At 70.2% G+C, this 13,710-nt stretch carries 13 protein-coding genes and 1 tRNA gene; 11 read left to right on the top strand and 3 right to left on the bottom strand.

Features of this window, described 5'->3' with window-relative positions:
- From IW245_RS25565 to IW245_RS25550, 4 genes are all read left to right on the top strand, one after another.
- Positions 1-879: a TatD family hydrolase gene (locus tag IW245_RS25565; protein WP_197005701.1), complete on the top strand. Its 879-nt coding sequence runs from the start codon at positions 1-3 to the stop codon at positions 877-879.
- On the top strand, positions 873-1,730 hold the full coding sequence (rsmA, locus tag IW245_RS25560) for a 16S rRNA (adenine(1518)-N(6)/adenine(1519)-N(6))-dimethyltransferase RsmA (RefSeq protein ID WP_197005700.1): 858 nt from the start codon (positions 873-875) through the stop codon (positions 1,728-1,730). The genes IW245_RS25565 and rsmA overlap by 7 nt, the downstream gene beginning before the upstream one ends.
- Positions 1,731-1,759: 29 nt before the next feature.
- Positions 1,760-2,668 carry a 4-(cytidine 5'-diphospho)-2-C-methyl-D-erythritol kinase gene (locus IW245_RS25555; protein ID WP_197008679.1) on the top strand — a complete coding sequence of 303 codons (909 nt, stop codon included), beginning with the start codon at positions 1,760-1,762 and terminating at the stop codon, positions 2,666-2,668.
- Between the two features lie 145 nt (positions 2,669-2,813).
- Positions 2,814-4,631, top strand: coding sequence for an ABC-F family ATP-binding cassette domain-containing protein (locus IW245_RS25550; protein WP_197005699.1), 1,818 nt, complete (start codon positions 2,814-2,816; stop codon positions 4,629-4,631).
- Between the two features lie 97 nt (positions 4,632-4,728).
- Here IW245_RS25550 and IW245_RS25545 read toward each other — a convergent pair whose 3' ends face one another.
- From IW245_RS25545 to IW245_RS25535, 3 genes are read right to left on the bottom strand one after another with little or no spacing between them, the layout of a single operon-like run.
- Positions 4,729-5,187, bottom strand: coding sequence for a DUF4383 domain-containing protein (locus IW245_RS25545; protein WP_197005698.1), 459 nt, complete (start codon positions 5,185-5,187; stop codon positions 4,729-4,731).
- A 45-nt stretch (positions 5,188-5,232) separates the two neighbouring features.
- Positions 5,233-5,832, bottom strand: a complete 600-nt coding sequence (locus IW245_RS25540; RefSeq protein WP_197008678.1) for a TetR/AcrR family transcriptional regulator — start codon at positions 5,830-5,832, stop codon at positions 5,233-5,235.
- A 53-nt stretch (positions 5,833-5,885) separates the two neighbouring features.
- The gene (locus tag IW245_RS25535) at positions 5,886-6,836 is read right to left on the bottom strand and encodes an acyl-CoA desaturase (protein WP_197005697.1); all 951 of its coding nucleotides are present in this window, start codon (positions 6,834-6,836) and stop codon (positions 5,886-5,888) included.
- A gap of 178 nt (positions 6,837-7,014) precedes the next feature.
- Between IW245_RS25535 and IW245_RS25530 the strand changes: the two genes are divergently transcribed.
- The 7 genes from IW245_RS25530 (at position 7,015) to IW245_RS25500 (ending at position 13,709) form a co-directional block, all read left to right on the top strand.
- Positions 7,015-7,086: transfer RNA gene (locus tag IW245_RS25530), tRNA-Gln, on the top strand.
- Between the two features lie 51 nt (positions 7,087-7,137).
- Complete coding sequence (gene glmU, locus IW245_RS25525) at positions 7,138-8,565, top strand: bifunctional UDP-N-acetylglucosamine diphosphorylase/glucosamine-1-phosphate N-acetyltransferase GlmU (protein WP_267920010.1); 1,428 nt, start codon at positions 7,138-7,140, stop codon at positions 8,563-8,565.
- Between the two features lie 153 nt (positions 8,566-8,718).
- Complete coding sequence (locus IW245_RS25520) at positions 8,719-9,702, top strand: ribose-phosphate diphosphokinase (RefSeq protein ID WP_197005696.1); 984 nt, start codon at positions 8,719-8,721, stop codon at positions 9,700-9,702.
- A gap of 455 nt (positions 9,703-10,157) precedes the next feature.
- Positions 10,158-10,745: a 50S ribosomal protein L25/general stress protein Ctc gene (locus IW245_RS25515; RefSeq protein ID WP_197005695.1), complete on the top strand. Its 588-nt coding sequence runs from the start codon at positions 10,158-10,160 to the stop codon at positions 10,743-10,745.
- Between the two features lie 64 nt (positions 10,746-10,809).
- Complete coding sequence (gene pth / locus IW245_RS25510; RefSeq protein WP_197005694.1) at positions 10,810-11,397, top strand: aminoacyl-tRNA hydrolase; 588 nt, start codon at positions 10,810-10,812, stop codon at positions 11,395-11,397.
- A 51-nt stretch (positions 11,398-11,448) separates the two neighbouring features.
- Positions 11,449-12,885, top strand: a complete 1,437-nt coding sequence (locus tag IW245_RS25505; protein WP_197005693.1) for a sugar transferase — start codon at positions 11,449-11,451, stop codon at positions 12,883-12,885.
- Complete coding sequence (locus IW245_RS25500) at positions 12,885-13,709, top strand: 3'(2'),5'-bisphosphate nucleotidase CysQ (protein WP_197005692.1); 825 nt, start codon at positions 12,885-12,887, stop codon at positions 13,707-13,709. Before IW245_RS25505 ends, IW245_RS25500 begins: the two co-directional genes overlap by 1 nt.
- Position 13,710: the final 1 nt, after the last annotated feature.

Genomic DNA, 13,710 nt, shown 5'->3' with positions numbered 1-13,710 from the left:
ATGTCTCGAGCCCACGCCCAAGAGCGCCCGCCAGCCCCGGAGCCGTTGCCGATTCCGGTCCTCGACTCGCACACCCACCTCGACATCGTCGTCGGCAGGCGGGGTGACGTCGACGACGGCTCCCAGGAGGACGCCGTCACCGTCGACGCCGACCGGGTCCGCGCCGAGATCGACGCCGCGGTCGCCGTCGGCGTCACCCGGCTCGTGCAGGTCGGCGTCGACCTGCCGTCCTCGCACTGGGGCGCTGACCTCGCCGCGGCCTCGCCGCACGTCCTGGCCACGGTCGCCCTGCACCCCAACGAGGCCCCCCGCACCGCGGACCTCGACGAGGCGCTCCGCGAGATCGAGGCCCTGGCCGCCCTGCCCCGGGTGCGCGGGCTCGGCGAGACCGGGCTCGACTACTTCCGGACCGGCGAGGGCGGGGTCGAGGCGCAGACGGCCAGCTTCCGCGCGCACATCGCGTTCGCCAAGCGGTACGGCAAGGCGCTCGTCATCCACGACCGCGAAGCGCACTCCGACGTGCTCAAGGTCCTCAAGGAGGAGGGCGCGCCCGACACCGTCGTGCTGCACTGCTTCTCCGGGGACGCCGAGTTCGCCCGCGAGTGCGCCGAGCGCGGCTTCTACCTGAGCTTCGCCGGCAACGTGACCTTCAAGTCCGCCGCGCACCTGCGCGAGGCCGCGCTCGTCGCGCCCCGCGACCAGATCCTGGTGGAGACCGACGCGCCGTTCCTCACCCCGATGCCGTACCGGGGCCGGCCCAACGCCTCCTACCTGATCCCGCACGTCGTGCGGTTCCTCGCCGAGCTGCGCGGGGACTCCCTGGAGGACATGTGCACGGCGCTGGCCGCCAACGGCGAGCGGGTGTTCGGCCAGTGGTAGACCAGCTGCTCGGCCCGGCGGACATCCGTCGGCTCGCCGCCGACCTCGGGGTCACCCCGACGAAGGTCCTCGGCCAGAACTTCGTGCACGACGCCAACACGGTCCGCAAGATCGTGGCGTCTGCCGGGCTCACCCCCGACGACGTCGTCGTGGAGGTCGGCCCCGGGCTCGGCTCCCTGACCCTGGCCCTGCTGCCCAATGCCGCTGCCGTGCACGCGGTCGAGCTGGACCCGAAGCTGGCCGCCGCGCTGCCCGGCACCGTCGCCGACAAGGCCCCCGGCCAGGCCGGCAAGCTCACCGTGATCGCCGCCGACGCGTTGAAGGTCAAGGCCGCCGACTTCCCGTCGCCGCCGACCGCACTGGTGGCCAACCTGCCCTACAACGTGGCCGTGCCCGTCGTGCTCACCCTGCTCGCCGAGCTGCCCAGCCTCGCCAAGGGCCTCGTGATGGTCCAGGCCGAGGTGGCCGACCGGATGATCGCGGGTCCCGGTTCCAAGATCTACGGGGTACCGAGCCTCAAGCTCGCCTGGTACGCCAGCTCGCACTGGGCCGGCCCCGTCCCGCGCGCCGTGTTCTGGCCGGTGCCCAACGTGGACTCCGGCCTCGTCGCGTTCACCCGCCGCGAGCCCCCGCGCACCGACGTCCCCCGCGAGGCCGTGTTCGCCGCCGTGGACGCCGCGTTCGGCCAGCGCCGCAAGATGCTCCGGTCCTCCCTGGCCGACTGGGCCGGCAGCGCCGCGCGGGCCACCGAGCTGTTGCAGGCGGCCGGGGTCGACCCGACCGCGCGGGCGGAGACCCTCAACATCCAGCAGTTCTGCGCGATCGCCGCGGCGAAGGTGGCGGCCGGGTGAGTCTCGCCTACGAGGAGAAGCCCGACTTCATGGCCTCCGGGTCCGTCCGGGTCCGGGTGCCCGCGAAGATCAACCTGCACCTCGGGGTGGGGCCGCTGCGCGCCGACGGGTACCACGACCTGGCGACCGTCTACCAGGCCATCTCCCTCTACGACGACGTGCACGCGCACCGCTCCGACACCCTCGCGCTCACCATCGACGGCGAGGGCGCCGGCAGCCTGCCGCTGGACGACGACAACCTGGCCGTCCGGGCCGTCAAGGCGCTCGCCGCGCACACCGGCCTGCCCGCGCACGCCCGGCTGCACATCACGAAGAACATCCCGGTCGCCGGTGGCCTCGCCGGGGGCAGCGCCGACTGCGCCGCCACCCTGGTCGCCTGCGACGCGCTGTGGGGCACTGGCCTGTCCCGCGACGAGCTCGCCACCATCGCCGCCACGCTCGGCTCCGACATCCCGTTCCTCGTCCTCGGGGGCACGGCACTCGGCACCGGGCGCGGCGAACAGGTCAACCCGGTGCTCGCCGCAGGCACCTGGCACTGGGTCGTCGGCGTCGCCGCCGGTGGCCTGTCCACCCCCGCCGTGTACCGCGAGATCGACCGTCTCCGCGAACTCGGCACCGCCCCTGACCCCGCCGGCAGCCCCGACCCGTTGCTCGCCGCGCTCCGCCAACCCGACCCGGAGGTCCTCGCCGCCGTGCTAGCCAATGATCTACAGGCGGCCGCCGTCTCGCTACGGCCCCAGCTCCGCACCACCCTGCACGCCGGCATCGACGAGGGCGCACTCGCCGCCCTCGTCTCGGGCTCCGGCCCGACGTGCCTGTTCCTGGCGCGCGACGCCGAGCACGCTAACACCCTCGCGGCGAGCCTTGCTGGCCGTGGGGTGTGCCGCACCGTCCGCACCGCCCACGGGCCGGTCTCCGGGGCACGGGTGACCGCATGAACCGCGCGATCCTGACCCCCGCCCGCCCGACCACCGGTCGCACGGCCGTTCTCGGTGGGGTGGCCGTGATGAGCGAAGCTTGCGAGCTCATCCAGAGACTCAGTGGCGTCTCGGCACGAGGCTCCGAGCGAAGCGAGGAGTCGTAGTGGCGAACATCGTCAACCTGGACAAGGTTTCCAAGCACTACGCCGCCGGCCCCATCTTCGACGGCGTGTCCCTCGGCGTCGACGAGACCGACCGGATCGGCGTCGTCGGCCTCAACGGGGCCGGCAAGTCCACCCTGCTCAAGCTGATCCTCGGCACCGTGGAACCCGACGACGGCCGGGTCACCCGCCGCCGCGACACCCGGGTCACGGCCCTGCCCCAGCAGATCACCTTCGCCGAGGGCGTGACGGTGCAGGACGTCGTCCTCGGTACCGGCTGGCTCGACGAGGGGTTCGCCACCGAGCACGAGTGGGCCTCCGACGCCGGGATCCGGGGCATCCTCGCCGGCCTCGGCATGCCAGGCCTGGGCCTCGACGCCGAGCTGCGGACCATGTCCGGTGGGGAGCGACGGCGGGTGGCCCTCGCCGCGCTGCTGATCCGCACCACGGACCTGCTGATCCTCGACGAGCCCACCAACCACCTCGACGTGGCCGGCATCGCCTGGCTCGCCGAGTTCCTGAACAACCGGCGCGGCGCTTTGCTGGTCGTCACGCACGACCGGTGGTTCCTCGACGCGGTGTGCACCAGGACCTGGGAGGTCGCCGACGCGACGGTCCGCGCCTACGACGGCGGGTACGCCGCCTGGACCCTGGCCCGGATCGAACGCCAGCGGGTCGAGTCGACCCTGGAGGCCCGTCGGCAGAACCTGCTGCGCAAAGAGATCGCGTGGCTGCGGCGTGGCCCGCCGGCCCGGACGTCCAAGCCCAAGTTCCGGATCGACGCGGCCAACGCGCTGATCGCGGACGTGCCGCCGGTCCGCGAGACCGTGTCCCTGCAGAAGATGGCCACCGCGCGCCTCGGCAAGGACGTCTACGGCCTCAAGGACACAACGGTCACCCTGGGCGACCGCAACCTGCTCAAACACGTCGACTGGAACGTCGGCCCGGGTGACCGGATCGGCCTGGTCGGCGTCAACGGCGCGGGCAAGACCACCCTGCTCCGGCTGCTCGCCGGCGTCTCGAAGCCCACCTCGGGGGAGGTGAAGATCGGCAAGACCGTGAAGACGGCGTTCCTGTCCCAGGAGCTGGCCGAGCTTCCCGGCCACCTGCGGGTCATCGAGGCCGTCGAGGAGGTCGCCAAGCGGATCGTGCTCGGCGACAAGGAGCTGTCCGCCGGCCAGGTGGCCGAGCAGTTCGGCTTCACCGACCGCCGGCTGTGGACCCCGGTCAAGGACCTGTCCGGTGGCGAGCGCCGCCGGCTCCAGCTCCTGCGCCTGCTGGCGGCCGAGCCCAACGTGCTCCTCCTCGACGAGCCGACGAACGACCTCGACACCGACACGCTGGCCTCGCTGGAGGACCTGCTGGACTCCTGGCCGGGCACGATCGTGGTCGCCAGCCACGACCGGTACCTGATGGAACGGGTCTGCGACCAGGTCTTCGCCCTGATGGGCGACGGCAAGGTCACCCACCTGCCGGGCGGCATCGACGAGTTCCTGACCCGGGTCAGCTCCGGAGTCGACGTCGGCGGCCGGTTGTCGGCGGTGTCCGCGGACATGCCGACCAGCGCGGGCGGCGGTTCGGCGACGACGGGCGGGCTGTCGGCCGGTGAGGCGCGGGCAGGGAAGAAGGAGCTGTCCCGGCTGGAGCGGGCGATCACGAAGCTCGACCAGCGCGAGGAGAAGCTGCACGCGCAGCTCGCCGAGCACGCCACCGACTACGCGAAGATCACGGAGTTGCAGGCGGAGCTCAACGCGGTGGTGGCGGAGAAGGAGTCCACCGAGGAGCAGTGGCTGGCGCTCGCGGAGCAACTGGGCGGCTGAGCGGGCCCGGGCCGGGCGCCAAGGCCCGGCCCCACGGGCTGGGCCGGAACGTGAAAAGGCCCCGGGGAGGATCTCCCCGGGGCCTTTCGCGAGTCGACTAGTGCGAGTGCCGGAAACTCTCCTCGGCCTCAGCCTCGGCCGGGGTGCCCACCGTGCCGTACACGGCGGCGCCCATCAGCAGCATGCCGGCGATGTAGACGACGATCACGTTGGACATCGAGAAGCCCAGCACGTTGAGGTCGGTGCGCAGGAACGCGAGCATCGCCGTGCCGACGAGCAGGTGGACGGACGAGATCCACCAGTTGACCTTGACGTCGATGTTCCGGCCGAGCACCGCTGCGAGCAGGCCCACCGCGCCGAGCACCATGGCCAGCACCGAGAACGCCGGGTTCGCCTTCATGCCCAGCACCATCTTCGTACCCGTCTGGGCGAAGAAGCTCAGGTCCGTGGTCTGCGCGAAGCCCAGGATGCCGAACACCAGGAAGTACAGGCTGATCAGAGCCGTGACGACCCTGTACACCGGCCGCAGGTGGTGGTTGATCGGAAAGTGTGACATCGTGCCCCTCTTCGTCTGAACGCTCCACCGGCATTCTCGCCTACGCTATCGGCTGCCGTGCCCCAGGGTCGGCTTGGGCTCGAGGTTGCTCAGCCCGTTCCACGCGAGATTGACCAGGTGGGCGGCGACGGCTTCCTTCCGCGGCTTGCGGACCTCGAGCCACCAGCGGCCCGCGAGGGACACCATGCCGACGAGCGCCTGCGAGTACAGCTCGGCCAGCTTCGGGTCGTAGCCCCGGTTCTTGAACTCCGCGGCGAGCACGTGTTCCACCTGGTGCGCCACGTCGTTGAGCACGCTGGAGAAGTTGCCGCTGTTGGAGCCGACCGGGGACTCGCGGACCAGCACCCGGAAGCCGTTGGTGTCCGACTCGATGTAGTCGAGCAGGGCGAGCGCGGCCTGTTCGAGCAGCTCGCGGGGGTGGCCGCCGGTGAGGGCGTTCGTGACCCGGTTGAGGAGGGCGAGGACCTCGCGGTCGACGACGACCGCGTACAGGCCCTCTTTGCCGCCGAAGTGTTCGTACACGACGGGCTTGCTCACCTTGGCCCGGGCCGCGACCTCCTCCACCGAGGTGCCGTCGAAGCCCTTCTCCGCGAACAGCTGGCGGCCGATCGCGATGAGCTGTTCACGACGCTGCGCCGAGGACATCCTCACCCGGCGCGGCGTCGTCGCCTTAGCGTCCCCCGTGTCCACCACCAGGCTTATTTAACACGCTTGGCGTCGAGGCGATCAGCCTTGGGCCACTTCACGTTGGAGATCCAGCCCAGCTTCTCGAACACCCAGATCACCCGGGCCGACGTGTCGAGCTGGCCGCGGTCCACGCCGTGCCGGGCGCAGGTCGGGTCCGCGTGGTGCAGGTTGTGCCAGCTCTCGCCCATGGACAGGATCGCCATCGGCCAGAAGTTGGTGGCCCGGTCGCCCTCGCGCATCTCGAACGGCCGGTTGCCGACCACGTGGCACACGGAGTTGATCGCCCAGGTGGTGTGGTGCAGCAGGCCGACCCGGACCAGGCCGCCCCAGAAGAACGCGGTCAGCGCGCCCCACCACGACCAGGTGATCAGGCCGCCGATGACGCCCGGCAGCAGCAGCGAGGTGAAGATCAGCGGCACGAACATCGCGTCCACCCGGCGGATGTCCTTGTCGGCCACCAGGTCGGGGGCGAAGCGCTCCCGGTTCGACAGCTCGCGGTGGAACAGCCAGCCGATGTGCGCGTGGAACATGCCCTTGGTCAGGCCCTTGAACGTGGAGCCGTACCGCCACGGCGAGTGCGGGTCGCCCTCCAGGTCCGAGTACTGGTGGTGCCGGCGGTGGTCGGCCACCCACTGGGTCGGGGAGCCCTGGATGGCCATCGAGCCGGCGACGGCGAGGGTGACCCGGAGCCAGCGCTTGGCCTTGTAGCCGCCGTGGGTGAAGTACCGGTGGAAACCGACGGTGATGCCCCAGCCCGCGATGTGGTACATCACGATCGTGATCACCACGTCCGTCCAGGTCAGGCCCCAGCCCCAGGCGAACGGGATCGCGGCGAGCAGGGCCAGGAACGGGATCACGACGAAGGCCCAGAGGCCGATGATCACCCCGGTGCCCTGTGAGCCCTCAGTCAGCGGTTTGGGGCCGCCCTGCAGCTGGTCCTGGGCGGTCGTCGACTGGGTCATGCTGCCTCGCTCTACGTTCAGGGGGGTCATACCTACGCCACCGTAACCTACGGTCCCGTAGTTTCGCATCGGTCGGACGTGCCGACTTGTCGTACATTTTGGTACGCGTGTGCGAAGCTGGGGGGCGCGGTCCGGGGGGTCATGACGGGTGTCGCGCGTTCGGTAAGGTAGCCGGTGATGGGGTATGGGGTAACGGCAGCCCGCAGGCCTTTGGTGCCTCGCAGTCCAGGTTCGAATCCTGGTACCCCAGCTACAGGTTCGATTTCTGCCCCCCTCGAAGCCGACTACCTGGAGTGTGCGCGTGCGCAGGACTGTCATCGTTCTCGCTGCTGGTCAGGGCAAGCGGATGCGCTCGGCGCTCCCCAAGGTCATGCACCCCCTCCTCGGCAGGCCCCTGGTCGGCCACGTGCTGGCCGCCGCCGCTCCGCTCGACCCTGAGCACACGGTGGTCGTGGTCGGGGTCGGCTCGGAGCTGGTCACCGACTACCTCGCCACCGCCGTCCCGGGCGCGGTCACCGCGCTCCAGGAGACCCAGGGCGGCACGGGGCACGCGGCCCGGGTCGGGTTCGAGGCGCTCAAGGACGTCGAGGGCACCGTCGTGGTGCTGTTCGGGGACAACCCGCTGCTGCGGGCCGAGACCATCACCGACCTGGTCGCGGAGCACGAGGCGAGCGGCGACGCCGCCACGGTGCTGACCGCCGCGCAGGAGGACCCGACCGGGCTGGGCCGGATCCTGCGGGACGCCGACGGCCGGGTGACCGGGATCGTGGAGGAACGCGACGCGACCCCGGAGCAGCGCGCCATCCGCGAGATCAACAGCGGGATCATGGTGTTCGAGGCCGGGGCGCTGCGGGACACCCTCGGCGTGCTGACCGCGCACAACGACCAGGGCGAGGAGTACCTGACCGACGTCGTGGGGCTGCTCGTGGCGTCGGGCCGGACCGTGGGGGCGTATATCGCGCCGGACGTGACGGAGACGTACGGCTGCAACGACCGCGCCCAGCTGTCGGACCTGCGCTACCTGCTGCGGGACCGGGTCAACCGCGAGCACATGCGCAACGGCGTGACCATGATCGACCCGGCGACCTCGTGGATCGACGTCACGGTCGTCCTGGAGCCGGACGTGACCCTGGAGCCCGGCGTGATCCTGCGCGGCGGCACCTCGGTGGCGGCGGGCGCGCTGGTCGGCCCGGACACGACGCTGGTGGACTGCGCGGTGGGCGAGGGCGCGATCGTGATCCGGGCGCACGCGATCGGGGCAGTGATCGGGGCGAAGGCCCAGGTGGGTCCGTTCGCGTACCTGCGGCCGGAGACCGTGCTGCACGAGCGCGCGAAGATCGGCACGTTCGTGGAGACGAAGAAGGCGACCGTGGGGGCCGGGGCGAAGATCCCGCACCTGACGTACGCGGGGGACGCCACCATCGGCCCGGACGCCAACATCGGCGCGGCGACGATCTTCGTGAACTACGACGGGGTCAACAAGCACCACACCACGGTCGGCGAGGCGGCCTTCGTCGGCTGCGACACGAACCTGATCGCCCCGGTCGAGGTCGGCCCGGGCGCGTACGTGGCGGCCGGCAGCGTGATCTACAAGGACGTCCCGGCGGGATCGCTGGGCGTGACCCGGCCGCAGCAGCGCAACATCGACGGCTGGGTGGAGCGGCGGCGCGCGGGCACGAAGTCGGCCGCCGCGGCGGCGAGGGCCAAGGAGTCCGGTTCAGCTGAATAGCTGGTGGCGTGAAGTTTGCCACGAGGTACGGGTCGGCTTGGCGCGGGACGGTCGCGAGCGGCGATACTGGGCGTGAGTCCGTAGCCGCACGTGGTGTCGCCACCACCGTGTCACCAATGCTGTGTCACTAACGAGCAGACAGGGTCGTACCCGATGGGCAGTATCGTCGCGGAGAACCGAAAAACACTGATGCTCTTCTCTGGCCGGGCCTACCCCGCGCTCGCCGAGGAGATCGGATCGGAGTTGGGGATCAAGCCGACCCCGACCGATGCCTACGATTTCGCCAACGGCGAGACCTTCGTCCGGTACCAGGAGTCGGTGCGCGGTTCGGATGCCTTCGTCGTGCAGTCGATGACGACGCCGATCAACCAGTGGGTCATGGAGACCCTGATCATGGTGGACGCGCTCAAGCGCGGTTCCGCGAAGCGGGTCACCGTGGTCCTCCCGTTCTACCCGTACGGCCGGCAGGACAAGAAGCACCGCGGCCGCGAGCCCATCTCCGCGCGTCTGGTCGCCGACCTGCTCAAGACGGCCGGCGCGGACCGGATCCTCACCGTCGACCTGCACGCCTCGCAGATCCAGGGCTTCTTCGACGGCCCGGTCGACCACCTGTACGCGATGGACACCCTCGCGGACTACCTGCTGGAGAAGTACGCGGGCAAGCCGCTGGCCGTGGTGTCCCCGGACGCCGGCCGGGTCAAGGTCGCCGAGCGGTGGGCGAACAAGTTCGGCGGGGTGCCGCTGGCGTTCGTGCACAAGACCCGCGACCCGATGAAGCCCAACCAGGTGGTCGCCAACCGGGTGGTCGGGGACATCGAGGGCCGGGTCTGCCTGATCATCGACGACATGATCGACTCGGGTGGCACGATCTGCAAGGCCGCCGACGTGCTCTTCGACAGCGGCGCGACGGACGTGGTGGTCGCCGCGACGCATGCGATCCTGTCGGACCCGGCGACGGAGCGGTTCAAGAACAGCCGGATCAGCGAGGTCGTGGTGACGAACACGCTGCCGATCCCGGCGGAGAAGCAGCTGGACAAGATCACGGTGCTGTCGATCGCGCCGATGGTGGCCCGGGCGATGCGCGAGGTCTTCGACGACGGATCGGTAACCACCCTCTTCGGCGGCCTTTCCGGGTAGTGGGGACCCGCTGAGGGCGACGATGCGTGCGTTGTCGGCACAGCCGCATACAACACCGGTATGCGGCTGCACCTCCGCCTTCGCCTCCCCGCCCTCAGCGGGCCAAGATGTTAGATCAAGAGCCAGATCAAGATCATTTTTTGGTTACGGCGACACATCACCCTGCGCGCGGCGGTCGGAGCCTCGGGGGTGCTCAGCGCGTGAACGCCACACAGCGGCCAAGCCTGGACACTAGGCCCGGGGATCTCTGTGTGGTAGGCAACCCGATTTAGCGCGCGCCGGGGTGCTCCGGTAGGCTGGTGCGGTTGCCACGGCGAGGGTGCCCCTTTTGATGGGGGGCTCCGTCATCGACGCGGTGCTCTGGGCGAGGACGTCCGTGCATCTCGCCGCACCGGGCACCGCACACCGATGACATGTTCGCACAAAAGACCAAGCCCTTCCGGAGGAGTTCTCCCGTGTCCGAGGTCCGTATCAGCGCAGAGCCCCGCACCGAGTTCGGCAAGGGTGGCGCTCGTCGCACCCGTCGGGCCGGCAAGATTCCTGCCGTGCTCTACGGCCACGGTGAGGCCCCCAAGCACATCGCCCTCCCGGCGCTGGAGTTCAGCAACGCGATCCGTCGTGGCGGCATCAACCAGCTCTTCACCCTCGAGTCGACCGCCGGCGAGAAGATCCTGGCGCTCCCGAAGGCCCTGCAGCGCGACCCGATCAAGGACACGATCGACCACGTCGACATGCTGATCGTCAAGCGCGGCGAGAAGGTCACGGTCGAGGTCCCGATCCACTTCGTCGGCGAGGCTGACAAGTCGGGCATGGTCATGCACGCCCTGAACACGCTGTCGCTGAGCGCCGACGCGACGAAGCTGCCGGACAGCATCGAGGTCTCCCTGGACGGCCTGGCCGTCGGCGAGCACCTGACCGCCGGTCAGATCGCGCTGCCGGAGGGCTCCGAGCTGATCACCGAGCCCGACACCCTGATCGTCAACGTCGTGGCCACCCCGAGCGCCGCTGACGCCGAGTCGGCCGAGGCTCCCGCCGAGGCGTAAGCATCTGCAGAATTCCGGCCCGGCTGACTCGATCAGCCGGGTCGTTTTCGTTGAGGAGTACCGCGTGTCTGACGAGACGTTCCTGGTGGTCGGCCTGGGCAATCCGGGTAAGCAGTACGCGGGGAACCGGCACAATGTCGGGTTCCAGGTCGCGGACCTGTTGGCGGAGCGGGTGGGCGCGAAGTTCGGCCGGCACGCCCGGGCCCCGAAGGCCGAGGTGGCCGAGGGCCGGGTGCGGCCGGGCGGGCCGAAGCTGGTGCTCGTGAAGCCGTTGACGTTCATGAACCTGTCGGGTCCGCCGGTGGCGGCGCTGGCCGGGTTCTACAAGATCCCGCCGGAGCGGATCATCGCCGTGCACGACGAGTTGGACGTGCCGTTCACGTCGCTGCGGATCAAGATCGGCGGCGGGGAGGGCGGACACAACGGGCTTCGTTCGATGAGCCAGTCGTTGGGCACGAAGGACTATGTCCGGGTACGTTTCGGCATCGGCCGTCCGCCCGGCCGCCAGGACGCCGCCGATTTCGTCCTGAGTGACTTCTCCTCAGTGGAGAGAAAAGAACTCCCCTATTTCGTGGACCGCACGGCCGACATCGTTGAGGCGGTCGCCGACAATGGCGTGGAGTGGGCGCAGAATACCTACCACGCAGCGTGACCGTTTTACCCCTAATTCGTTACCACGGTAGGTGACACTGGGGGGAAGGCAATGGCGGTTGTTGAGCTCGATCTCGCGCACGATCGTCGGGTTGCCGCGCCGTCGAGGGCGTGGGAGTCGCGGTATCTGCGCTACCTGCTGAGCACCGACGTGGCCGTGGGGCTGCTCGCGGGCGGGGTGGCGTTCTGCCTGCGGTTCGGGGAGCGGATCACGGAGTACAACCTCTGGTATTTCGCTCTTTCTCTCGCCTTTCCCGTCGCCTGGGTCGCGGCGCTCACCCTCAACCGGGCCTATGAGAAACGCTATCTGTATGTCGGCACCGACGAGTATCAGAGGGTCTTCCGTTCCGGACTGGGACTGACCGCCGGGCTCGCGCTGATGGCCTACGCGTTGGAGATTCCCCTCGCCCGCAGTTATGTCCTGATGGTGTTGCCATTGGCGACCGTGGCGGGAATTCTGAGTCGTTTCCTGGTCCGCAGGGGACTGCACATGCTGCGCGAGCGCGGCCGGTGTCTGCGCCGGGTCGTCGTGGTCGGGCACGGTGTCGCGGTGGCGCAGTTGGCGGTGCAGTTGCGCCGGGAGGCCTACCACGGGCTGACCGTGGTCGGGGCGTGCGTGCCCCCGGGTGCGGAGCCGGCGGAGGTGCCGGTCTGCGGCACGTTCGACGACGTGGCCGGCGCGGTCGAGGCCGCCGGGGCCGACACCGTGGTCGTGCTGTCCTGCCCCGAGATCGACGGCATCGCGATGCGCCGGCTGGCCTGGGAGCTCGAGCGCGGCGACGTGGACCTGATCGTGGCCAGCGCGCTGCTCGACGTGGCCGGCGACCGGACGACGATCCGCCCGGTGGACGGGTTGCCGATGTTGCACGTGGAACATCCGAATCTCGCCGGCACCCGGCGGTTCGCCAAGGAGCTGTTCGACAGGGTCGGCGCGTTCGCGATCCTGGCCGTGATCGCTCCCCTGTGGATGGCCGTCGGGTTCGCGATCTGGTGGGCCGAGCCGGGCGGGCCGATCCTGTTCCGTCAGCTGCGGGTCGGCAAGCACGGCCGGCTGTTCGGGGTGTGGAAGTTCCGCAGCATGTACGTCGACGCCGAGGCCCGTAAGGCGGCCCTCGACAGCGAGACCGACGGCGTTCTGTTCAAGATGCGCGACGACCCCCGGGTGACCCCGGTGGGCCGGTTCCTCCGCCGGTTCTCCCTCGACGAGCTGCCCCAGTTGATCAATGTGCTGGCCGGGGACATGTCGCTCGTCGGGCCGCGCCCGCCGCTGCCCCAGGAGGTGGCGGCCTACCCGGACGACATGCGCCGCCGGCTCGTCGTCAAGCCCGGCCTGACCGGGTTGTGGCAGGTCAGCGGACGTTCGGACCTCCCGTGGGAGGAAGCGGTCCGACTTGACCTGAGGTACGTGGAGAATTGGTCTCTGTCATTGGATCTGGTGATTCTGCTGCGTACACTGACTGCGGTGTGCCGGGCCTCGGGAGCGTACTGATGATCACTCCGGCTGGAGATGCGGCCTTCGCCCGCTGGTTGGCGAAGGCGGCCGGTGACGCCCTGCTCGCCCTGCGCGCGGAGCTCGGCTTCGACGACGCCCTGATGCTGAAGAACGCGGGCGACAAGATCTCGCACGAGCTGCTGATGGGCGCTCTCGAGCGCTGGCGGCCCGGGGACGCGGTGCTCTCCGAGGAGGGCGCCGACAGCTCGGCCCGGCTCGGCGCCGACCGGGTGTGGATCATCGACCCGCTCGACGGCACCCGGGAGTTCTCCGAGGAGGGCCGCACCGACTGGGCCGTGCACGTCGCGCTGTGGCGGCGGGCCCTGGCCCGGCCCGGACCGGGGGACCTGGTCGCCGGCGCGGTCGGGATGCCGGCCCGGGGGATCATCCTGGGCACCGACGCCCCGCCGGCCTACCCGCCGCTGCGGAGCAGTCTGAGCGCTCCGGTCCTCGGCGCGAGGACGGCGCCGGCGGCCGTCGCGCACGAGACCCTGCGGATCGCGTGCAGCAGGTCCCGCCCGCCGGCCTTCCTGAGTGCCCTGGCCGAGGAGTTGGGGGCCGAGCTGGTCCCGATGGGCTCGGCCGGCGTGAAGGTGTCCGCCGTGGTCACGGGCGAGGTGGACGCGTACGTGCACGCCGGCGGCCAGTACGAGTGGGACTCGGCCGCCCCGGTCGCTGTGGCCCGGGCCACGGGGCTGCATACTTCCCGGATCGACGGTTCTGTGCTGGACTACAACCAGCCTGACCCCACGCTGCCTGACCTGCTGGTCTGTCGCAAGGATCTCGCACACCGGCTGCTCGCCACAATTTCGTCCCTTTAGT

The sequence above is a fragment of the Longispora fulva genome (assembly GCF_015751905.1).
Classification (GTDB): domain Bacteria; phylum Actinomycetota; class Actinomycetes; order Mycobacteriales; family Micromonosporaceae; genus Longispora; species Longispora fulva.
Note: the sequence above shows the minus strand (reverse complement) of the source record. Positions and strands in the feature narration are given on the sequence as shown.

Excerpts from the sequence above, each read along its gene's own strand:
- IW245_RS25565 (WP_197005701.1), top strand. The coding sequence starts at position 1 with ATGTCTCGAGCCCACGCCCAAGAGCGCCCGCCAGCCCCGGAGCCGTTG.
- IW245_RS25555 (WP_197008679.1), top strand. The coding sequence starts at position 1,760 with ATGGCCTCCGGGTCCGTCCGGGTCCGGGTGCCCGCGAAGATCAACCTG.
- IW245_RS25545 (WP_197005698.1), bottom strand. The coding sequence starts at position 5,187 with ATGTCACACTTTCCGATCAACCACCACCTGCGGCCGGTGTACAGGGTC.
- IW245_RS25540 (WP_197008678.1), bottom strand. The coding sequence starts at position 5,832 with ATGTCCTCGGCGCAGCGTCGTGAACAGCTCATCGCGATCGGCCGCCAG.
- IW245_RS25535 (WP_197005697.1), bottom strand. The coding sequence starts at position 6,836 with ATGACCCAGTCGACGACCGCCCAGGACCAGCTGCAGGGCGGCCCCAAA.
- IW245_RS25520 (WP_197005696.1), top strand. The coding sequence starts at position 8,719 with ATGGGCAGTATCGTCGCGGAGAACCGAAAAACACTGATGCTCTTCTCT.
- IW245_RS25505 (WP_197005693.1), top strand. The coding sequence starts at position 11,449 with ATGGCGGTTGTTGAGCTCGATCTCGCGCACGATCGTCGGGTTGCCGCG.
- IW245_RS25500 (WP_197005692.1), top strand. The coding sequence starts at position 12,885 with ATGATCACTCCGGCTGGAGATGCGGCCTTCGCCCGCTGGTTGGCGAAG.